We start from the raw sequence: 20,797 nt of genomic DNA, 5'->3' as shown, positions 1-20,797 counted from the left end.
GCACCGGCCCCGGGAACAGGACCGCCCCAGGCCCAGGAACCGTCCAAGCCCCGGCCCGGACCGGTGACGCCCGCGCGCATATCGGGTGGCGCTGCCCGGCCGCCGGCGGTGAGGATCGCCGTATGCGCACCTTCCTGGAGACCGACCGGCTCGTCCTGCACCCGGTCACCGAGGCCGACGCCCCCGACCTGCTCGCCCTCGACAACGACCCCGCCGTCATGCGGTACATCAACGGCGGCCGGCCGACGAGCCCCGAGGACATCCGGGACCGGACCCTGCCGAGGCTCCTCCACGACCACCCGTGCACCGGAACCCGCGGCTTCTGGGCCGCGCGGGAGAAGGCCACCGGTGCCTTCCTGGGCTGGTTCGAGCTCCGGCCGCTCGACGACCACGACCCGGCCGTCGCCGAACTCGGCTACCGGCTGAACCGGGCCGCCTGGGGCCGGGGTTACGCCACCGAGGGCGCGCGGGCCCTGGTCGACAAGGGGTTCACCGACCTAGGGGTCCAGCGGGTCACCGCCAACACCATGGCGGTCAACACCGCATCCCGGCGCGTGATGGAGAAGACGGGGCTGACCTTCCTGCGGGCCTACACCGAGGACTGGCCGGAGACCATCGAGGGCTCCGAGCACGGCGAGGTCGAGTACGTCATCACCCGTGAGGCCTGGCAGCGCGGCCGCCGGCCGGGAGCCCGATAGCGACTACGACGGCCCACCCAGCAGGGCCACGATCTCTCCATGCCCCGTGTGCTGGTCCGTGCCCGCCGACGGCACCCCGTCCCGGAGCAGTTCCACCGCCAGCGTCTCCTCGCCGTCCCTGCGGTCGCGGAGCGTCACCGTCTCGATCCCGGAGCCGTACGACTCCTCCAGCCGCCGCCGCAACTCCCGTTCCGGATCGAGAGCGGCGATGCGCCGCGCCTCGGCCAGCGCGAGGGCGACCACGGACTCCTGACCCGCCGCGCCCGCACCGTGCGCGAGCAGCGCCCGTACCGTCCGCGAGGACCCGCGCTGCGCCGCCAGCACCAGCATCGCCTCGCCCCGCGGACCCGGCAGCAGCGGGTCCGCGCCATGGGCGAGGAGCGCTTCCACCGTCGGGGCGTGCCCCAGGCCGACCGCCCACCGCAGCGCGGTGAAACCGAACTCCTCGCGCAGATCCGGCCGGGCCCCGGCGGACAGCAGCGCCTCCACCACCCCGGTGTGCCCGCCGCAGGCCGCCCCGCACAGCGGCAGGTCGCTCGCCCCGGGGCCGCTCGCCCGGTTCGGGTCCGCCCCGACGGCGAGCAGCAGGCGCACCGCCTCCAGCCGGTCCTGCACCGACGCCAGGTAGAGCGCCGTCGTGCCCTCCTCGTCGCTCGACTCGGCCCGCGCGCCCGAGCGCAGCGCCCGCACGACCGCGTTCTCGTCCTCGTACAGCGCGTCGAACAGGCGTAGTTCGTCCCTGATCGGCTCGTTCGTCATGCTTCGATCGTACGGTGGCCGAAACGATGCTCAGGTGTCGCAATCCAGGTCGGTCCGGCACAGCCCGCAGCGCGCGGTGAACCGGCCCCGGACGGGGACCCGGATGCGCTGGTGGCAGGTGGGGCAGGGGAAGGAGACGCGCAGTCCCCGATCGCCGGTCTCGAAGGCGTACGGGAGGTCAGGGTCCGGGCTCGTGCCGGGGTGGTCCCGGGCATACCGCCGGTCCTTGGCGTAGCGGCGACGGCCCGCCCAGCCCGCGGCGGTCAGCGGGGGCCTGCGCAGATCGTGCAGCGCCCGCTCCCGCCCCTTGGTGTACGCGGTGTACGCCTGGGGGCTGGTGAACCACGGGGAGGGGTCCTCACCGAAGGCGAACGCCCGCTTGGCCAGGACGTATCCGAACTCCTCCGGGGTGAGGTAGCCGAGCTTCTGGCGGGACGTGGCGTCCTCCCGGAACGCGTCCAGCAGCAGCCAGCCCGCGCCGAGGTACGCCGTCGTCGTGTCGGTCAGGATCTCGTTGGCGCGGGTGCCGGGGAACTCCAGGCCGAGCCGGTGCAGCAGCACATGCGTGACCTCGTGCGCGAGCGCCGCGCCGATGTCCCTGCGGTGGGTGCGGAAGCGGTCGTTCAGCTCGATGAAGTACTCGGGGCCCGCGGTCAGTTCCACGCTCGCCGCGTGCTCCATCGCCCGGAAGCCGACGATCATGCGGGCCTCGGGCAGATGGAGGTGCTGGACCAGGGAGCGGGCCACCCGTTGGGCTCCCAGGTGCAGGTCGTCCTGGTCCGCGAAGGCGGCGTCGGCGGGCGGGAGGCTGGTGGCGTAGGCGCGGACGCCGTCCGCGGAGAGCCGGCGGTAGAGCGCGGTGATGGCGGAGCGGACCGTGTCCAGATGCGGAAAGCCATGGACGACGGGGGCGCCCGGAGGGCCGTTCGCCACGTCGGAACCCCCATCCGTGACGGTCGACGGACCTCCACTGTATGCCGGGTCGGGGAGGGGGTCCCGGATGTTCCGGACACCCGCCGATGATCTTGGCCGAAAAGCGTGCCTTGTGGCAGCGGTCACCCGGCACCGATAATCGGAGTGTTCTTGTCAGGTGCATGACTAGTTCGGCTTCGGTGCCGGAGGCCGTCACCCGGCAGGGGCACGCGTGCCGGACCGCGCGACCCACAGCACTTCCGTACGCCCGCACTTCCGAGCGTCAGCACCCCGTACACCAGCAATTCCGTACGCCTGTACGTCCGCAGGACCTCACGCGGCACCGCTGTGCGGAAGACCACCGCCCAGCGCTCCGTACAGGGACTCCTGCACCGCAACACGGCACGGCAACCTCCCACAGCAACCCCCCACACGAAATCCCCCCACGAAAGCAGGTCCCCGTGAAGCTTCTGAGCGCGCTGAAAAGGTGTTCCGTCGCCATAGCCGCCGTCGCCCTCGCGACCGTCAGCCTCCAGCCCGCCTCCGCGGCCCCCCAGCCGATCGTCGGCGGGGAACGCGCCGCGCAGGGCGAGTTCCCCTTCATGGTCCGGCTCTCCATGGGCTGCGGCGGTGCGCTCTACGCCCAGGACATCGTCCTCACCGCCGCGCACTGCGTGGACGGTTCGGGCAACGACACCTCGATCACCGTCACCGGCGGCGTCGCCGACCTCCAGTCGCCCGACGCCGTCGAGGTCCAGTCCACCAAGGTCCTCCAGGCCCCCGGCTACAACGGCACCGGCAAGGACTGGGCGCTGATCAAGCTCGCCCAGCCGATCGACCGGCCCACCCTGAAGATCGCCACCGACAGCACCTACGACGAGGGCACCTTCACCGTCGCGGGCTGGGGCGCCGACCGCGAGGGCGGCAGCCAGCAGCGCCACCTGCTCAAGGCCGACGTCCCGTTCGTCTCCGACGCCGACTGCCAGAGCGCCTACAGCGACCTCGTCCCCGGTGAGGAGCTGTGCGCCGGCCTCCTCGACACCGGCGGCGTCGACAGCTGCCAGGGCGACTCCGGCGGCCCGATGTTCCGCAAGGACGACGCCGACGAGTGGATCCAGGTCGGCATCGTCAGCTGGGGCCAGGGCTGCGCCCGCCCGAACTACCCGGGCGTCTACACCGAGGTCTCGCACTTCGCGGGCGACATCGCCTCCGCGGCCGACTCGCTCTGACCCGATCCGGTCCGGCCACCTGATCACCGCGCGTCCGGCCGGTGATCACGGCTGAACCATCCCGGGGGCGTCCGCATCCGCGGGCGCCCCCGGACCCAGCTCCACCCGCGGCTCGCCCGCGTCCTCCAGCTCCAGCACCCACACCTCGTTGGCGCCCTCGCGGAGCACCGGACCCGGCACGTACAGGGTCCGCTGCGGGCCCACCGACCAGTACCGGCCCAGGCAGAATCCATTCACCCAGACGAAACCGCGGGTCCAGCCCGGCAGTTCGAGCCCCGCGTGATCAACGCCGACAGCGCCGGAAGCGAAGGAAGCGCCAGAGGCGGTCGCAACTGCTGACGCGCCCGTGGTCCCCTCGATCGTGAACGTCCCCCGGAACAGGCCCGTCCGCCCCGCGTCACCCGCCCCGGCGGCGGCCTCCACCGGCCCGAACGGGATCGCCGCCACCGCGCCCGCGCTCTCGAACGCGTCCAGCCGCAGCCCCCGGGCCCGTACCCCGTGCAGATACTGCCGCTCGTGCAGCAGCCCGCCCGTGACGCCCTTCGGCTCGCCGAGGCGCGGCCCGTAGTTGACCCGGCCCAGCGACTCCACCCACAGCTCGACCTCCGCCGGACCCGCCACCGGCTCCGGCAGCGTGCCGGACTCCTCGGTCAGCACCCCGGCCCGGACCCCGTCCACGGACACCACCGCCCGGTCCCGCAGCCCCGATGCCCCCAGCGGATACGCCTGGCGCGGCCCCGGCACCGCCACCCGGTAGCGCACCAGGCCCCGGTCCACGCCCAGCTCCTCGAAGGTCGGCGGCACCCCCGACTCCGTCTCCGGATCGCCCAGCGCCTCCAGTACGTCCCCGAGCCCGGCCCACTCCGTCAGCTCCACCCGCACCGGCCCGGCGAGCCCGACCGGCTCCGGCGGCAGCGCGGGCAACGGCCCCTCGGCGTACGCCGCCAGAACCTCCCGGAACAGCCGGAACTTCTCCGTGGCCCGCCCGTACTCGTCGACCGGCGCGTCGTAGTCGTACGACGTCACCGTCGGCTGGAACGACTCGTCCTGATGCGGGCCGGACCGGTTCGCCCCCGCCCAGCCCCCGAAGTTCGTCCCCCCGTGCGCCATGTAGACGTTCACCGACGCCCCGCACTCCAGGATCTCCCGCAGCGCCCCGGCCGCCTGCTCCGGATCCCGGCGCACCGGCTCGGCCCCCCAGTGGTCGAACCAGCCGCACCAGAACTCCATGCACATCAGCGGACCCCGCGACCGGTGCCGGCGCAGCACCTCGAACCCCTCCCGCGCCCCCGAACCGAAGTTCGCCGTCGCCAGCAGCCCCGGCACCGAACCACCGGTCAGCATGTGGTCCTCCGGGCCGTCCGACGTGAACAGGGGAACCGTCACCCCGCACCGCCGCAACAGACCCGCCAGCCACTCCAGATACACCGCGTCGCTGCCGTAACTCCCGTACTCGTTCTCCGCCTGCACGAGAATCACCGGGCCGCCCCGGGACACCTGCCGCTGCACCACCTGCGGCAGCAGCTCCAGGAACCACCGCTCCACCACCGCCCGGTACTCCGCGTCCCGGGTCCGCACCCGCCGCCCGAACCGGCCCGTCACCCACACCGGAAGACCGCCGTTCTCCCACTCGGCGCAGATGTACGGGCCCGGCCGCACGATCGCCCACAGCCCGGCCCGCTCCACAGCGTCCAGGAACCGGCCGAGCGCCCCCACGTCCCGGACCTCGCCCTCCCGGGGCTCGTGCAGATTCCACGGCACATACGTCTCGACGCAGTTCAGCCCCATCGCGGCGAGCATCGCCAGCCGGTGGTCCCACTGCGCCTCGTGCACCCGGAAGTAGTGCAGGGCGCCCGACAGCAGTCGCACGGGCTTCCCGTCGAGCCGGAAGCAGTCGTCCCCCACGGTGAAGTCGGTCATGGTGCAGATACGCTCCTGTGCTCGGCCGCGTCCGGCGGCCCTCGGGTCGATGGGTCCGACCACCTTCACCTCTGGCGCCGCACCCGGTCCATGGACAAAGATCGCTGTTGATTGGACACAACGGACCAGCCGGGATCAGCCGCAACGCACCCGCCGGGATCGGCGCAACGCACTACCGGGATCGAGGTCGCGGAGCAGCCGGGATCGGCACCACGGAGCAGCAGACCAGCAGGGAGAGGAAGGACGGCGATGTACCACACCTGGATGCGCTTCTTCACCCCGAGCCCGCTCCACCACCGCCTGGGACTCGTCTGCCTCGGCGTCGGCCTCCAGCACGGAGCGCTCCCCACCGTCGGACCCCGCACCCTCGACCACCACGTCGCCGTGGTCGTCAACTCCGGCACCGGCTGGTTCAAGGGCCCCGACGGCCGCCGCACCCCCGTCACCGGCCCCAGCCTCATCTGGCTGACCCCCGGCACCCCCCACCACTACGGTGCCGACCCCGGCACCGGCTGGGACGAGAGCTTCGTCGACTTCACCGGACCCGCCACCACCACGTACACCGAACTCGGCTACATCGAGCCCGACCGCCCCCTCGTCCCCCTCACCGACACCGCCGCCCCCCGCGCGGCCGTCGGACGCATCGTGCGCGCCGCCCGGCGCGGCAACCCCCTCCTGGAGGTGGAGACCGGGGCTGCCGTCCACGAACTCCTGGTCACCCTGCGCCGCGCCCGCGCCGACATCGGCCCCGACGGCGACCCGGTGCTCCAGGCGCTGGCCCGCGACGCGTACCAGCCGCTCACCGTCGCCGAGCACGCGGCCCGGCACGGCATGACCCCCGCCGAACTGCGCACCGCCGTACGGCGCGGCGCCGGATGCAGCCCCAAGGACTACCTGCTGGGCATCCGTCTGGGCCGGGCCAAGGAACTCCTCGCCGCCACCGACCTCCCGGTCGCCGCCGTGGCGCGCCGGGTCGGCTACGACGACCCCGCCTACTTCTCCCGGCTCTTCGCCCGCCGGGTCGGCACCGCACCCGTCCGGTTCCGGGAACAGCAGGGCCGCAGTGTGCCCGGCGGCTGGAGCGACCAAGTGCCCGACCCCGACGCCCCACCGACGATCACCACCTGAGCGCGGCGGTCCACGGCCCACCGGCGATTGGGGGGCGGCGCCACGGGGGCTCTAAGCTCGCTGACCATGAGTACGAGCGAGATCGACGCGTCCGTCCAGGCCGAGCTGAACCGGCTGCGCGAGAGCATCGACAACATCGACGCCGCCGTCGTCCACATGCTGGCCGAGCGCTTCAAGGCCACCCAGCAGGTCGGCCGCCTCAAGGCGGACCACAAGCTGCCGCCCGCCGACCCCGCCCGCGAGACCCGACAGATCGCCCGGCTCCGGCAGCTGGCGCAGAGCGCCAACCTGGACCCGGCGTTCGCCGAGAAGCTGCTGAACTTCATCATCGCCGAGGTGATCCGTCACCACGAGCGCATCGCCGACGAAGCGGAGAACGGCGGAGGAGACCGGCCCACGGACTGACCCCGGACCACGGGCCGAACCCGGCCCATGGCCCGACCCTGCCCCACGGACCGGCCCCGGCCCAGGGACCCGCCCCCGACCGCCTCCGGCACCTGACCGCGTCGACGAGCACCGCGCCGAGCACCGCGCCGAGCACCGCGCCCAGGACCGGCCCGAGCAGATACACCCACAGCCGGTCGACGTCCCCGGCGAGCACCGCCGGGCCGAACTGACGCGCCGGATTGGCCGATCCACCGCTCGACCGACCGAGCACCGCGATGACCACGGCCGTCGTCAGCCCCACCGCGTACGGGAGCCCCCGGCTCCCCACCGGCCGCGACAGGAACACCGCGAGCATCACCGTCACCCCGACCAGCACCACCGCCTCGGCGCCCAGCACGGCCGCGTCGCTCCACGCCGGATCCGGCCGCACCGACGCGCTGCGCACCGGGTCCCCGGTCGCGGCCGGACCCCACAGGGCCCCGGCCGACCACGCCCCGGCCAGCGACCCCGCCAGCTGCGCCACGGCGTACGGGGCGACATCACGGCCCGGAAACGCGCCCAGCCGCCACAGGGCCAGGGTCACGGCCGGATTCAGATGGCAGCCCGAACACCGTCCGGGAGACGACACCATCAACACGGTGAGCAGCCCACCGGTCACCAGGCCGAGGACGGCCGTGGCGAGGGGCGGGCCGAACACGACCGCCACCGGCGATCCCGTCCCCACGAGCCAGCGCACAGCCGTCACGACGAGGAACAACAGCAGCGCCGTCAGCCCGAACTCGCACCCCGCGCGCACCGTGACGGGGGAGAGGGCGCCGACCGGCGGCGCCAAGGGCTTCGGCACCGGGACGGCGAAACCGGCCGGAGGTCTCGGACGGACCGGTTCGTGCGCAGGCCTGAGCGTCATGAGGACGTCCTCGATACTCGGTGTGCCGCGCCGAGGAGATGGTAAGCGGCAGCAGACCCCACCGTCCCGCGCAGGGCGCACACCGCTTCCCGCACCGCTCCCGCGCAGGGCACCCACTGCGCACCCGCGCGGAGCGCACACGGCCCCCGCGCGCAGGGCCCGCACCGCTCCCGCGCACAGCGCACCACGCTCCCGCGCAGGGCCCCGCCCGCATCGCCCCGTCCGCCCAGGGAGAACGCCCCTGCGCCCGCCGCCCCCCGTACGGCAGCATGGGGCCATGTCCGTACTGACGCGCGACGAAGCGCAGACCCGAGCCCAGATCCTCGACGTGGAGCGGTACACGATCGCCCTCGACCTCACCACCGGCGAGAAGACCTTCGACTCCCGCACCGCCATCCGGTTCACCGCCCGCGCGGCCGGAGACACCTTCGTCGAGGTCAAGCCCGCCACCCTGCGCTCGATCAGCCTCGACGGACAACCCCTGGACCCCGCCCTCCTCGACGGCAACCGCTACCCCCTCACCGCACTCGCCGCCGGCCCCCACGAACTGCACATCGACGCCGCGATGCACTACTCCCGCACCGGCGAGGGCATGCACCGCTTCACCGACCCCACCGACGGCGAGACCTACCTCTACACCCAGCTGTTCATGGAGGACGTCCAGCGCGTCTTCGCCGCCTTCGACCAGCCCGACCTCAAGTCCGTCTTCGCCATCGACGTCACCGCACCCGAAGGCTGGACCGTCCTCGGCAACGGCGTCGCCGAACACACGGGGGAGGGACGCTGGACCATCGCCGCCACACCCCTCGTCTCCACCTACCTCGTCGCGGTCGCCGCAGGCCCCTGGCACTCGGTCACCACCGAACACGCCGGACTGCCCTTCGGCATCCACTGCCGCCGCTCCCTCGCCCCGTACCTGGACGCCGACGCCGACGAGATCCTCGACATCACCCGCGCCTGCTACGACCGCTACCACGAGAAGTTCGACGAGCCCTACCCGTTCGACTCCTACGACCAGGCCTTCGTCCCCGAGTTCAACGCGGGCGCCATGGAGAACCCCGGCCTCGTCACCTTCCGCGACGAGTTCGTCTACCGCTCCGCCGTCACCGACACCGAGCGCCAGACCCGTGCCATGGTCATCGCCCACGAGATGGCCCACATGTGGTTCGGCGACCTCGTCACCCTGACCTGGTGGGACGACATCTGGCTGAACGAGTCCTTCGCCGAGTACATGGGCTACCAGACGCTCACCGAGGCGACCCTTCCCCGGACTTCCCACACCGCCCGAGCAGGGGAGACCCTCTTCCCCGACACCTGGGTCGACTTCGGCGTCGCCCGCAAGGGCTGGGGCTACGACGCCGACCAGCGCCCCTCCACCCACCCCGTCGCCCCGGACCCCGACGCCGTCCCCGACACCGCGTCCGCCCTCCTCAACTTCGACGGCATCAGCTACGCCAAGGGCGCCTCCGCACTGCGCCAACTCGTCGCCTGGCTCGGCGAGAAGGACTTCCTGGCCGGCATCAACACCCACTTCGCCCGCCACAAGTTCGCCAACGCCACCCTCGCCGACTTCATCGACAACCTGGCCTCCGCCACCGACCGCGACGTCCACGCCTGGGCCGAAAAGTGGCTGCGCACCACCGGCATCGACACCCTCACCGCCGAGACCGGCGCCCCCGAGCCCGCAGAGCCCTCGCCGAACGGCGCCGCGCAGTCCTGGTCCCTCGCCGTCACCCGTGACGGCTCCCGCCCCCACCGCATCTCCGTCGGCGCCTACGACCACGCCCTGGGAACCCAGGCCGGCGGCCCCGGCCACCTCGCCCTGCGCGACCGCTTCGAGCTCGACGTACCCGGCGACGGGACGCCCACGATCCGCCCCGGCAGCCGCCCCGCCCTCGTCGTCCTCAACGACGGCGACCTCACCTACGCCAAGGTCCGCCTGGACACCGCCTCCTGGGGCACCGTCCTGACCAGCCTCTCCGGCATCCCCGACGCCCTCACCCGGGCCGTCGTCTGGAACACCGCCCGCGACATGGTCCGCGACGCCGAACTCCTCCCCGCCACCTACCTCGCGACCGCCCGCACGCACCTCCCGCACGAGACCGACCTCGCGCTCGTCCAGGGCGTCCTGTCCTTCGCCGCCGGCCAGGTCGTCGACCGCTACACCGCCCCCGCGGACCGCCCGGCCGCCCTGGCCACCCTCACCGACCTCTGCCGCGACCTCATCCGCCGCACCGAGGACGGCTCCAACCCCGGCCTCCGCCTCATCGCCGTACGCCACTTCATCGACGCCGCCACCCAGCCCGACACCCTGCGCAGCTGGATCGACGAGGACACCGTCCACGGCGGACCCGAGCTCGACCCCGAGCTGCGCTGGCGCATCCTCACCCGCCTCGCCGTCCTCGGCGCCACCGACGAGGCCGCCATCGCCGCCGCCCTGGACGCCGACCCCAGCGCCACCGGCCGCGAGGGCGCCGCCCGCTGCCGCGCCGCGCTGCCCACCCCCGAGGCCAAGGCCGCGGCCTGGGGCGCCCTGTTCACCGACGACACCCTGTCCAACTACCTCTTCACCGCCACCGCCCAGGGCTTCTGGCAGCCCGGACAGGAAGAGCTCCTCGGCGGTTACGTGTCCCGCTTCTACCCGGAAGCCGCCGCGCTCGCCGCCCGCCGGGGCCCCGCCATCGCCGAGGCCGCCGGACGCTACGCCTTCCCCGCGTACGCCGTCGACCCGGAGAGCCTCGACATCGGCGTCCGCGCCCTGGAGGACCCGGACCTCATCCCCGCCCTGCGCCGCAAGCTCGTCGACCAGCTCGACGACCTCCGCCGCGCCCTCGCCGTACGGACCGCGCCCACCACGACCGACTGACCAGGCGCGCACGGCCGCGGGACGGGAACCGCCCCCGCCCCGCGGCCGAAACGGGATCACCGAGGACGGCACGAACGAGGACGGCACGAATGGGGCCGGTACGCACGGGGCCGGTACGGAGGATCAGCCGCCGTCGCTGCTGTTGTTCTCGTCCGTGGCCTGTCCGCGTCCGTGGCCGCGTCCATGTCCAGCCCGGACGCCCCACCGTCTTGAGGAAGTCCGCCGTCCATCGGTACAGCGGTGTGCTCACCGGCGCGGCCCCGCTCCGCACGACGGGAACCCGTCGCACCACAGCTGACGGCTGACCAGAACTCTTCTCCGTGGGGCATCTTCCCCAGCCCTCGGCTGCCTCAGCCCCGGCTTCCCCAGCCCTCGGCTGCCTCAGCCCCGGCTTCCCCAGCCCTCGGTTGCCTCAGCCCCGGCTTCCCCAGCCCTCGGCTGCCTCAGCCCCGGCTTCCCCAGCCTCCACCCGGCCGGCCGCCCCCGAACCCCACGCCCAGGCCCCCCACCTCGGCCCCCTCGGGCACGTACACCCGTCCCAGAACCGCACACCTCTACCACCCCACCCCTCTCCGGCCAGGTCACACCCACCAGCAGTACCCCTTTCGAGTTCGGATCGTTGGGCTCTTCGGCCGCGCCACCCGAAACCCGGGACAAGCTGGCATGTCCACCCCCGCGCACCCGAAGGACCACCCACCCATGCCCACCCCGCCCCTCGCCGGAGGCACCGCAGGCCCCGCCGCCCTGCGCCCCCTCATCGACACCGTCCTCACCGCGCTCCACGACGGCGCGACCCTCCGCAGCGGCCCCCTCCCCGCCGGCGGACCCGACACCGTCACCCCCCGCACCCGCACCGCCACCCACCCCCTCATCCCCGACCACGGCACCGGCCCCCACCACGCCCTCCGCGGTCTCGTCACCGCCCTCGCCGCAGGCGCGGCGGACCCCGCCCACCCCCACTGCGCCGCCCACCTCCACACCCCACCCCTCGCCCTGGCCGCAGCAGCCGACCTCGCCGCCAGCGCCCTCAACCCCTCCATGGACTCCTGGGACCAGGCCCCCGCCGCCTCCGCCCTCGAAGCCGACCTCACCACCGCCCTCGCCGCCGAGATCTACCCGCGCGCCGCCTCACCCGACGCCGTCATCACCACCGGCGGCACCGAGGCCAACCAGCTCGCCCTGCTTCTCGCCCGCGAACGCCACGGCCCCGTACAGACCATCTGCGGCGCCAACGCCCACCACAGCGTCACCCGCGCCGCCTGGCTCCTCGGCCTCCCCCAACCCGTCGTCGTCCCCGCGCCCACCGGCACCCTCGACCTCGCCGCCCTCGACGACGCCCTCACCCACCTCCACCGCCCCCTCCTCGTCGTCGCCACCGCCGGCACCACCGACACCGGCGACATCGACCCCCTCCACGCCATCGCCGACCTCTGCGCCACCCACGGCGCCGAACTCCACATCGACGCCGCCTACGGCGGACCCCTCCTCTTCAGCCCCACCCACCGCACCCTCCTCCACGGCCTCGACCGCGCCCACAGCGTCACCCTCGACCTGCACAAACTCGGCTGGCAGCCCGCCTCCGCCGGCCTCCTCGCCGTACCCGAACACCACCACCTCACCCCCCTCCACCACCACGCCCCCTACCTCAACGCCGACGACGACACCGAAGCCGGCCTCCCCGACCTCCTCGGCCGCTCCCTGCGCACCACCCGCCGCCCCGACGCCCTCAAGATCGCCGTCACCCTCCAGGCACTCGGCCGCACCGGACTCGCCGACCTCATCGACCGCACCCTCGCCACCGCCCACCACCTCGCCGACCTCGTCACCCGGAGCCCGGCACTCGACCTCTACGACCGCCCCACCATCAGCACCGTCCTCCTCCGCCCCACCGGCGCCGACGACCACACCGTCGCCACCGTCCGCCGCACCCTCCTCCAACGCGGCCACGCCGTCCTCGGCCGCGCCCACGCCGAAGGCCGCCTCTGGCTCAAAGCGACCCTCCTCAACCCCCACACCACCCCCCAGGACCTCCAAGCACTCCTCGACCTCATCACCGACACCACCACCGAACACCTCACCCACCCGCCCGCCGCGACCCACGCCACCTCCCACCCCACGGAAAGCGACACCCCGCGATGACCGCCCGGCCCGCACCCGCACCCGACCGGCCCCACGACCTCGTCGGCATCGGCATCGGCCCCTTCAACCTCTCCCTCGCCGCACTCGCCCACAACATCCCCGCGAGCACCGACGACTCCCGCCCCCTCGCCGCGACCTTCTACGAACAACGCCCCGCATTCCACTGGCACCCCGGTCTCCTCCTCGACGGCGCTAGCCTCCAGGTCCCCTTCCTGGCCGACCTCGTCACCCTCGCCGACCCCGCCAGCCCCTGGAGCTTCCTCAACTACCTCCGCACCCGCGACCGGCTCTTCCCCTTCTACTTCGCCGAGCGCTTCCACATCCAACGAGCCGAGTACGACGCCTACTGCCGCTGGGTCAGCGAACAACTCCCCGGCCTCCACTTCGGCCACCAGGTCGACGCCGTCCGCTGGAACACCGACCGCGCCCTCTTCGAAGTCGACTTCACCCAAATCGACCGCGACGGCGAAGCCGAAGCCCTCGGCCGCGCCTACGCCCGCCACATCGCCCTCGGCATCGGCACCGAACCCTTCGTCCCCGAACCCCTCAAACCCCTCGCCGAAGCCGAAACCGTCCCCGTACTCCACTCCGCCGACTACCTCCGCCACCGCGAACGGCTCCTCACCGCCGAACACATCACCGTCATCGGCTCCGGACAGTCCGGCGCCGAGATCTTCCTCGACCTCCTGCGCGCCCGCCCCGAAGGCGCCGAGAGAATCCACTGGCTCGCCCGCACCCAGGCCTTCGCCCCCATGGAGTACTCCAAACTCGGCCTCGAACACTTCACCCCCGACTACAGCCGCTACTTCCACGCGCTGCCCGAATCCGCCCGCGACGAACTCGTCCCCCGCCAATGGCAGCTCCACAAAGGCATCGACGCCGACACCATCGCCGCCATCCACGACGAGCTCTACCGCCGCACCCTCCACGGCGGCTGGCCCGACGCCACCCTCACCCCCGGCGTCCACGTCCGCACCGCCGGACGCGTCGCCAACACCCGCGTCGAACTCCACCTCGAACACACCCAGCAGCGCACCCGCTCCCGCCTCACCACCGACGCCGTCATCCTCGCCACCGGCTACCGCGAACGCCCCCTCGACGCCGTCCTCGGCAGCCTCGGCCCCTACCTCAGCCGCGACGCCTCGCACCGCCCCCGCATCGACGACCAGTACCGCCTCGTCCTCGACCCCGCGGTCACCGGACACGTCTACGTACAGAACGCCGAACGCCACACCCACGGAGTCGGCGCCCCCGACCTCGGCCTCGCCGCCTGGCGCAGCGCCACCATCCTCAACAACCTCACCGGCGCCAACCCCTACCCCCTCCCCGACCGCACCGCCTTCACGACCTTCGGCCTCGCCGCCCAACCCCCGAGAATCCCCGCCCAGGGCCACGCCCTCGTCCCCCTGAGCCAATCCGTCTAGCCCCCCGCACAACGAACGGCCCGGGCCCCACCGAAGGAGACCCGGGCCGAACGAACACCCCACCGCACGCGAACACCGGCGCCAAGGGATCACGGCAACACCGGCACCACACGAACGGACCGGTGGCCTCCGACAACAACGCCGGCCACCCTGCTGCGCCCGCTCCGCTACGGCGGAGAGGGCTGCACTACTGGCCCAGCGTCTGCAAGACCGCGCGCACCGCGTCCACCACCGGGACGCCGACGCCGCCGACCACGCCGGCGACCCCCGCGATGCTTGCCAAAGCCAGGCGCACCCGTCCCGGATCCGCGTTGCCGTCGGCGACCACCGTCTGCATACCCGCGTCCACGATGGGAAGTTCGTGTTCGCTCAGGTGCGGGCGTAGCAGGAGAACCGCCGCTTGCAGGCGGCTCACGGACTCCTCCGCCGAATGATGGTGCACGACGCCCGTGTTGTGGTTGCCGTACTGGTTCACCTCGTCGCCTATGTGAATTCCCTCGGTCATGCGCTCGCCTTCCCCGTGTTGTGGTTCCCGTACTGCGTGATGCGATCCCCGACATGCAGCTTCGCTATGTGGATCGCGAACTCGGCGTCAGGGTTGCTGATCGCATCCATGATCATGTGCACGAGGCGCTGGATCTCGGCATTCGACCAGCTCACCAGCGCGGTGTGCGGTGCGCCGGCGGTCTCGATGATCAGGGCGTAGAAAGTCTTCCGCAGGAGTATCCGAACCATCCTGACGAGAGAGACGGTCGCGATCAGACCGAACAGAGCGAGAGTGAGAGTCCGAAGCGTCGATGCACTCAGCGCACCCAGAAGCCAGGACCAGAACGCTGCGAACAAGCCGAGTACAACCATGCGCTTGAGGAACTGCGCTACCGCCGCGGCGCGGTCGGGTGTGTACATCACCGCGGATGCCCTGGCGATATTCTGCAGGGGGTACGCCTCCATGCCTATCCATAACACCCGTCTTTTGACCGCCACTTCCACCGTTTCGCTTTTCAACGTTCGTCCCCCCGTAGTGATGGCCGAGTGTTCCCGAACGGACCAGCTTCCCCCCAAGGACGGTCCACCACAAGTGGCTCGTCAGCCGTGGCAGGGGGCACCGCCGGGCCTCGCGTTTCGCGAGTGAGTCCGTCCGGGGCCTGATCAAATAGGCGGAGAGCGCTCCTGAACTGCAACGATGGGACTTTTCCAGGGTCCAGTCAGCCGCAGGGAAGAAGTACTCTCCAGGTGAGTGAGCGCATCGGGTTGTACCCGCGTCTCCGTGTCGAGGGCGGTGGCAGTGGGACGGCCCCGCAAGGCAACACCGGCGTCACGGAAACACCGGCGCTACGGGAACACCGGCGCCCCACCACGCGTCAGCCGCCACCCCACCGAAGCGAACGCCGCCGGATCAACCGACCTCTTCTCCCGCACCCACCCGATGATCGTGTTCCGGATCTCGTCCGAATCCGCCCACACCTGCCGCGCACCCGGCACATGCGGGAAGTTCCCCCCACCACTCGCCCGATAGTTGTTCACCGCCAACACGAACCGCGCCGCCGGATCGATCGCCTTCCCCTCGAACGACAGCCCCACGATCCGCGAGCCCACCGGCTGCGCGATGTCGATGTCGTACGTCACCCCCGACACCGCGTCGTAGTTGTAGTCCGGAATCCCGTCCGCGTTCGTCAGCTTCGCCGTGTCCACCGGACCACCCGCCGGCGTCCGCACGTAATACCGCGCCGAATACTCCAGGTAATCCTTCAGCTGCGCACCCGTGAGCAGCCGCGCCTCCAGCGTGTTCTCGAACGGATACAACCCCGCCGCATCCTTGATCGTCACCTCACCGGCCGGAATCCCCGCCGTACGCGAGAAGCACGAAGCCTGCGACAGCACCGGCAACGCCGCGAACTCCCCACCCGCCAGCGCCGCCCGCACCGTCTCCGCCTGCACCTGGTTGATCAGATCGATGATCGGCTCGTCCTTCCACGGCGCGTCCGCCGTCGACATCGCCACCACCGACGTACCGATGACCTGGTTGACGTACTCCACCACCTTGCGGTGCTCCGACCGCAGCAGCGACGTCACCCTCCGGTCCTCCGGAACCGTGTTGGAGTTCAGCACCCGCGAACCGGCCTTCTCCACCGTCCAGCGGCCCCTCTCCCACACCAGATCGAAGTCGAACAGCGTCAGCCGCTGACCCCACTTCGCCGGCTCCGAGAGCACGACCCGCTTCCCGGTCTCCTCGTTCGTCACGAAGTGCTCGGCGATCTCCACATGCGCGTGCCCCACCAGAATCGCGTCGATCCCCGGCACCCGCTCCGCCACCAGCGCCGCGGCGTTCTCCACGTACGGCAACTGATCACCCCACGACGACGTCCCCGAAGAACCCGAATGCGCCGACACCAGCACCACGTCCGCACCCATCGACCGCAGCCTCGGCACCCACTTCGCCGCCTGCTCCTCCAGACCCGGGAACACCATCCTCCCGCCCACATTCGCCTTGTCCCAGATCGCGACACCAGGATTCGTCAGCCCCAGCACCGCCACCCGCACATCACGCCCGTACGGCGTCCGCATCCGCTTGATGACATACGGGGCGAACGCCGGCCGCAACGTCCGCGCATCCAGCGCATTCGCCCCGAGCAGCGGAAAGTCGCACTGCTCCTCGAATTTCCGCAGCACCTCAATGCCGTAATTGAACTCGTGGTTCCCGAGAGCCGCCGCGTCGTAACCGATCGCGTTCATCGCCCGCGCCATCGGATGCACCGGACCACGCCGCGCCGTGATCGGATCGACCTTCGCGTAGTAGTACGACAACTGCGTGCCCTGAATCGTGTCGCCCGCGTCGATCAGCAGCGTGTTCCGACGGCCCTTCTCCCGGCGCACCTGCTCCACCAACGTCGAGATCTTCGCCAGACCGACATCGTTGTGCGCGGAGTCGTCGTACTCCTTGTCCGTGAAGTAGTCCCAGTTGAAGACGTTCCCGTGCAGATCGGTCGTCCCCATCACCGTGAACGCGTACCGCTTCGCCGGACGCCCGTGACCGTGCCCCCGCCCCCTCGCCTCCGCCGCACCGGCCGAGCCCACGACCGTCCCGCCCGCCATCGCCGCACCCGCGCCCGCGGCAGCCGATCGGCCCAGAAAAGTCCTACGGTTCAACGGCATCTCTTCACTCCTCGTCCAGTCGGGCAACGCGCGTAGATTCTGGCCCACGGACCACCACGCACAACACCCCACGCAGGTTTCGATCCGATGACCACGCGACACACACCACGACACCCCACCCTCCATGCCACAGTGAACACATGACCGAAACCCCCACGCCCGCCCACCACCACCCCTACGGCACCCCCACCACCCCGCACGTCACCGTCCGCGGCGAAGCCCACCTCGAAGTCGACCCCGAGATCGCCCACATCACCATCACCCTCACCGCCCGCGGCACCGACCGCCGCACCACCCTCGACGACCTCACCCACCGCAACACCACCACCCTCGACCACATCAGGACCTACGGCGAAGCCATCGAGAAACTGGAGACCGGCACCCTCACCATCCGCCCCGAACTCACCCGCCACGGCCGCGCCGAACGCATCCGCGCCTACCACGGCAGCATCCAACTCACTGCGACCCTCAACGACTTCACCGCACTCGGCGAACTCGTCACCCGCCTCGCCGACCACGACCTCACCCGCGTCGACGGCCCCTGGTGGGCACTGCGCCCCACCTCCCCCCACCACGCCGCCGCCCGCCGCCAAGCCGTCCAGGAAGCCCTCCAGCGCGCGCGCGAATACGCCGAAGCCCTCGACACCCGACTCGGCGCCCTCCTCGAACTCAGCGACACCGGCACCCACGGCAGCCCCCACATGGGCCCCGTCGGCTTCTCCGCCCAGGCCAGGTCCTACGCAGGAGCCACCGAAGCCGCCACCGACGCCGCACCCGTCGACCTCGAACCCGTACGCCAGACCATCGACGCCCAGGTCGAAGCGTCCTTCACGCTCATCCCGCCGAACCTCGGATAAACGCTCATCGGAGCGACCCGCCGCACAATTAAACAGTTGTCAACAACCCTTCATTAAGCGGTTGTTGAGGTGTCACTCGCAGCCAATTACCTACCCGTAGGTAAGGTTTAGTCTCGAACCATGCGCCGAGCGAAAATCGTTTGTACCCTGGGACCCGCAACCGACACATACGACCAGATCAAAGCCCTGGTCGAAGCGGGAATGGACATCGCCCGCTTCAACCTCAGCCACGGCAGCTACGCCGAACACGAAGAGCGCTACCACCACGTCCGCAAAGCCTCCGAGGAAACCGGCCGCAACGTCGGCATCCTCGCCGACCTTCAAGGCCCGAAGATCCGCCTCGGACGCTTCCGCGAAGGCCCCGTACTCCTTGAACGCGGCGACACCTTCACCATCACCGTCGAACCCCTCGAAGGACAGGGCACCGGCGACATCTGCGGCACCACCTACGACGGACTCGCCGCCGACGTCACCGCCGGCGAACGCATCCTCGTCGACGACGGCCGCGTCACCCTCGAAGTCACCGGCGTCGAAGGCCCCCGCGTCCACACCACCGTCATCGAAGGCGGCATGGTCTCCGACAACAAGGGACTCAACCTCCCCGGCGTCGCCGTCTCCGTCCCCGCCCTCTCCGAGAAGGACATCGACGACCTCCGCTGGGCCCTGCGCATCGGCGCCGACATCATCGCCCTGTCCTTCGTCCGCACCGGACGCGACATCGACGACGTCCACCGCGTCATGGACGAGGAGAACCGCCGCCTCCCCGTCATCGCCAAGGTCGAGAAGCCCCAGGCCGTCGACAACATCGACGACATCGTCGCCGCCTTCGACGGCATCATGGTCGCCCGCGGCGACCTCGGCGTCGAAATGCCCCTGGAACAGGTCCCGATCGTCCAGAAGCGCGCCATCAAGCTCGCCCGGCGCAACGCCAAACCGGTCATCGTCGCCACCCAGATGCTCGACTCGATGATCGACAACTCCCGCCCCACCCGCGCCGAGGCCTCCGACGTCGCCAACGCCGTCATCGACGGCACCGACGCGGTCATGCTCTCCGGCGAGACCAGCGTCGGCAAGTACGCCATCGAGACCGTCCGCACCATGTCCCGCATCGTCGAGGCCGCCGAGGAAGACCTCCTCGCCAAGGGCCTCCCGCCCCTCACCGAGCGCAACAAGCCCCGCACCCAGGGCGGCGCCGTCGCGAGGGCCGCCGCCGAGATGGGCGACTTCCTCGACGCGAAGTTCCTCGTCGCCTTCACCCAGAGCGGCGACACCGTCAAGCGCCTCTCCCGCTACCGCTCACCCATCCCGCTCCTCGCCTTCACCCCCGACGAGGCCACCCGCGCCCAGCTCAACCTCACCTGGGGCGTCGAGACCTTCCTCGGCCCGCACGTCGACTCCACGGACGCGATGGTCGCCCAGGTCGACGAGGAGCTGCTGCGCATCGGCCGCTGCAAGAAGGGCGACGTGGTCGTGATCACCGCCGGCTCCCCGCCGGGCGTCGCGGGCTCCACGAACCTGGTCCGCGTCCACCACATCGGCGAGGACGACAGCCCGAAGTAGGGCGGCTCAGTATTTCGGCCCGACGTGCGCATCCATGAGGGCTACGGATGCCCGTCGGGCTACGGAGATGTTGTAGGGCTTGCCCGCGCGCGTGCAGTGCGTCCAGGTGATGCCGAGCGCGTCGAGGGTGTCGGTGTAGAGGCGGCGGATGTCGTCGGAGGCGTTGGTGAACCAGTACCGGGGGTATTCGTAGCGCTTGCGTTCGCCGCCGACCACGCGTGTGGTCCAGTTGGTGAGCCGACAGCCGTCGGAATGGATGAGGCCTCGGACGAGCTGCCAGGGATGCGTGTCGACGATCCTCTGCTGCCAGGGCTCCAGGGCGATCTCGCGCTCGTGTTTCCTGCCCGGACCGTGCTGCGGGAAGTAGCAGACGAGGTGCTTCGAGTACACCTTGATGTTGTGGCAGCCGGTCCTGCGGACCCGTCACGTGGCGTTGTCCGGGAAGGTCCTGCGTAACGCTTTCTCTGCCTCGTCCTGGATGCCGGGCCATGTGTCATCCAGCGTGATCATGAGGCTCGGTGCCCGATGGGCCGAGTAGCGGCTGATATGGCCGTCGCCCAGGTAGAGCCCGAGCAGATACGCATAGGCGGGCTTGTCGAGTTCTGTGCCGTCGCATCGGTGGCAGGACGGGTCGTGCGCCCCAGGGCATTCACCACGCTTGGAACGGTCCATGTGCAGCCAGTAGGAGACGGTGCCGTGCGGCACGTTCAGCCGACGGGCCACTTCGGCATTCCCGGTACCGCTCCGGAGGAGCGTGAGGGCCTTCTGACGTACCTCAGTGCTGTGCGCGTTCATTCATCCACTCTTGGTGGAGAGAGTCGGCCCTGGACAGCGAAAAGCGAATGTTCACGCGAAAGT

At 71.2% G+C, this 20,797-nt stretch carries 16 protein-coding genes and 1 pseudogene; 9 read left to right on the top strand and 8 right to left on the bottom strand.

Annotated features, from left to right (window positions below):
• The first annotated feature begins 122 nt into the window (after positions 1-122).
• A complete protein-coding gene (locus OG245_RS08335; RefSeq protein ID WP_371622881.1) occupies positions 123-698 on the top strand; it encodes a GNAT family N-acetyltransferase in 576 nt (191 codons plus the stop codon).
• A 3-nt stretch (positions 699-701) separates the two neighbouring features.
• Here the strand turns inward: OG245_RS08335 and OG245_RS08330 are convergent, their stop codons facing one another.
• Both OG245_RS08330 and OG245_RS08325 read right to left on the bottom strand, forming a co-directional pair.
• Positions 702-1,457: an ankyrin repeat domain-containing protein gene (locus tag OG245_RS08330; RefSeq protein WP_371622880.1), complete on the bottom strand. Its 756-nt coding sequence runs from the start codon at positions 1,455-1,457 to the stop codon at positions 702-704.
• 30 nt (positions 1,458-1,487) lie between these two features.
• Positions 1,488-2,390, bottom strand: coding sequence for a hypothetical protein (locus OG245_RS08325; RefSeq protein ID WP_371622879.1), 903 nt, complete (start codon positions 2,388-2,390; stop codon positions 1,488-1,490).
• A 440-nt stretch (positions 2,391-2,830) separates the two neighbouring features.
• On the opposite strand from OG245_RS08325, the gene OG245_RS08320 reads away from it, so the two are divergent.
• Positions 2,831-3,598 carry a trypsin-like serine protease gene (locus tag OG245_RS08320; protein ID WP_371622878.1) on the top strand — a complete coding sequence of 256 codons (768 nt, stop codon included), beginning with the start codon at positions 2,831-2,833 and terminating at the stop codon, positions 3,596-3,598.
• Between the two features lie 45 nt (positions 3,599-3,643).
• Here the strand turns inward: OG245_RS08320 and OG245_RS08315 are convergent, their stop codons facing one another.
• Positions 3,644-5,518, bottom strand: a complete 1,875-nt coding sequence (locus tag OG245_RS08315; protein WP_371622877.1) for a beta-galactosidase family protein — start codon at positions 5,516-5,518, stop codon at positions 3,644-3,646.
• Positions 5,519-5,767: 249 nt separating this feature from the next.
• On the opposite strand from OG245_RS08315, the gene OG245_RS08310 reads away from it, so the two are divergent.
• Together OG245_RS08310 and OG245_RS08305 are read left to right on the top strand one after the other, a co-directional pair.
• Complete coding sequence (locus OG245_RS08310) at positions 5,768-6,646, top strand: helix-turn-helix domain-containing protein (RefSeq protein ID WP_371622876.1); 879 nt, start codon at positions 5,768-5,770, stop codon at positions 6,644-6,646.
• Between the two features lie 66 nt (positions 6,647-6,712).
• Entirely contained in the window at positions 6,713-7,051 is a 339-nt protein-coding gene (locus OG245_RS08305) for a chorismate mutase (RefSeq protein WP_371622875.1), read from the top strand.
• On the opposite strand, the gene OG245_RS08300 is transcribed toward OG245_RS08305, so the two are convergent.
• Positions 6,972-7,940: an MIP/aquaporin family protein gene (locus OG245_RS08300; RefSeq protein ID WP_371622874.1), complete on the bottom strand. Its 969-nt coding sequence runs from the start codon at positions 7,938-7,940 to the stop codon at positions 6,972-6,974. The two genes, OG245_RS08305 and OG245_RS08300, sit on opposite strands and share 80 nt — an antisense overlap.
• A gap of 277 nt (positions 7,941-8,217) precedes the next feature.
• Between OG245_RS08300 and pepN the strand changes: the two genes are divergently transcribed.
• The 3 genes from pepN (at position 8,218) to OG245_RS08285 (ending at position 14,369) form a co-directional block, all read left to right on the top strand.
• Positions 8,218-10,806 carry an aminopeptidase N gene (gene pepN, locus OG245_RS08295; protein ID WP_371622873.1) on the top strand — a complete coding sequence of 863 codons (2,589 nt, stop codon included), beginning with the start codon at positions 8,218-8,220 and terminating at the stop codon, positions 10,804-10,806.
• 699 nt (positions 10,807-11,505) lie between these two features.
• On the top strand, positions 11,506-12,945 hold the full coding sequence (locus OG245_RS08290) for an aspartate aminotransferase family protein (protein ID WP_371622872.1): 1,440 nt from the start codon (positions 11,506-11,508) through the stop codon (positions 12,943-12,945).
• Positions 12,942-14,369, top strand: coding sequence for a lysine N(6)-hydroxylase/L-ornithine N(5)-oxygenase family protein (locus tag OG245_RS08285; RefSeq protein WP_371622871.1), 1,428 nt, complete (start codon positions 12,942-12,944; stop codon positions 14,367-14,369). The genes OG245_RS08290 and OG245_RS08285 overlap by 4 nt, the downstream gene beginning before the upstream one ends.
• Positions 14,370-14,556: 187 nt before the next feature.
• On the opposite strand, the gene OG245_RS08280 is transcribed toward OG245_RS08285, so the two are convergent.
• The 3 genes from OG245_RS08280 to OG245_RS08270 form a co-directional block, all read right to left on the bottom strand.
• The gene (locus OG245_RS08280; RefSeq protein WP_371622870.1) at positions 14,557-14,874 is read right to left on the bottom strand and encodes a hypothetical protein; all 318 of its coding nucleotides are present in this window, start codon (positions 14,872-14,874) and stop codon (positions 14,557-14,559) included.
• A complete protein-coding gene (locus tag OG245_RS08275; RefSeq protein WP_371627840.1) occupies positions 14,871-15,353 on the bottom strand; it encodes a DUF6232 family protein in 483 nt (160 codons plus the stop codon). Before OG245_RS08275 ends, OG245_RS08280 begins: the two co-directional genes overlap by 4 nt.
• 348 nt (positions 15,354-15,701) lie before the next feature.
• The gene (locus OG245_RS08270) at positions 15,702-17,522 is read right to left on the bottom strand and encodes a bifunctional UDP-sugar hydrolase/5'-nucleotidase (RefSeq protein WP_371627839.1); all 1,821 of its coding nucleotides are present in this window, start codon (positions 17,520-17,522) and stop codon (positions 15,702-15,704) included.
• Between the two features lie 140 nt (positions 17,523-17,662).
• Between OG245_RS08270 and OG245_RS08265 the strand changes: the two genes are divergently transcribed.
• Both OG245_RS08265 and pyk read left to right on the top strand, forming a co-directional pair.
• Positions 17,663-18,379: an SIMPL domain-containing protein gene (locus OG245_RS08265; protein WP_371622869.1), complete on the top strand. Its 717-nt coding sequence runs from the start codon at positions 17,663-17,665 to the stop codon at positions 18,377-18,379.
• Positions 18,380-18,499: 120 nt separating this feature from the next.
• Positions 18,500-19,939: a pyruvate kinase gene (pyk, locus tag OG245_RS08260; RefSeq protein WP_371622868.1), complete on the top strand. Its 1,440-nt coding sequence runs from the start codon at positions 18,500-18,502 to the stop codon at positions 19,937-19,939.
• Positions 19,940-19,945: 6 nt separating this feature from the next.
• On the opposite strand, the pseudogene OG245_RS08255 reads toward pyk, so the two are convergent.
• Positions 19,946-20,734: pseudogene (locus OG245_RS08255) on the bottom strand (helix-turn-helix domain-containing protein).
• Between the last annotated feature and the right edge of the window lie 63 nt (positions 20,735-20,797).

Origin of the sequence: Streptomyces sp. NBC_01116 (genome assembly GCF_041435495.1) — a bacterium.
Classification (GTDB): Bacteria; Actinomycetota; Actinomycetes; order Streptomycetales; family Streptomycetaceae; genus Streptomyces.
The sequence above is the reverse complement of the archived record's forward strand: the minus strand, read 5'-3'. Positions and strand labels throughout refer to the sequence as shown.

Coding starts and splice junctions, on each gene's coding strand:
- OG245_RS08335 (WP_371622881.1), top strand. CDS start 123: ATGCGCACCTTCCTGGAGACCGACCGGCTCGTCCTGCACCCGGTCACC.
- OG245_RS08330 (WP_371622880.1), bottom strand. CDS start 1,457: ATGACGAACGAGCCGATCAGGGACGAACTACGCCTGTTCGACGCGCTG.
- OG245_RS08315 (WP_371622877.1), bottom strand. CDS start 5,518: ATGACCGACTTCACCGTGGGGGACGACTGCTTCCGGCTCGACGGGAAG.
- OG245_RS08310 (WP_371622876.1), top strand. CDS start 5,768: ATGTACCACACCTGGATGCGCTTCTTCACCCCGAGCCCGCTCCACCAC.
- OG245_RS08305 (WP_371622875.1), top strand. CDS start 6,713: ATGAGTACGAGCGAGATCGACGCGTCCGTCCAGGCCGAGCTGAACCGG.
- OG245_RS08300 (WP_371622874.1), bottom strand. CDS start 7,940: ATGACGCTCAGGCCTGCGCACGAACCGGTCCGTCCGAGACCTCCGGCC.
- pepN (WP_371622873.1), top strand. CDS start 8,218: ATGTCCGTACTGACGCGCGACGAAGCGCAGACCCGAGCCCAGATCCTC.
- OG245_RS08290 (WP_371622872.1), top strand. CDS start 11,506: ATGCCCACCCCGCCCCTCGCCGGAGGCACCGCAGGCCCCGCCGCCCTG.
- OG245_RS08285 (WP_371622871.1), top strand. CDS start 12,942: ATGACCGCCCGGCCCGCACCCGCACCCGACCGGCCCCACGACCTCGTC.
- OG245_RS08280 (WP_371622870.1), bottom strand. CDS start 14,874: ATGACCGAGGGAATTCACATAGGCGACGAGGTGAACCAGTACGGCAAC.
- OG245_RS08270 (WP_371627839.1), bottom strand. CDS start 17,522: ATGCCGTTGAACCGTAGGACTTTTCTGGGCCGATCGGCTGCCGCGGGC.
- OG245_RS08265 (WP_371622869.1), top strand. CDS start 17,663: ATGACCGAAACCCCCACGCCCGCCCACCACCACCCCTACGGCACCCCC.
- pyk (WP_371622868.1), top strand. CDS start 18,500: ATGCGCCGAGCGAAAATCGTTTGTACCCTGGGACCCGCAACCGACACA.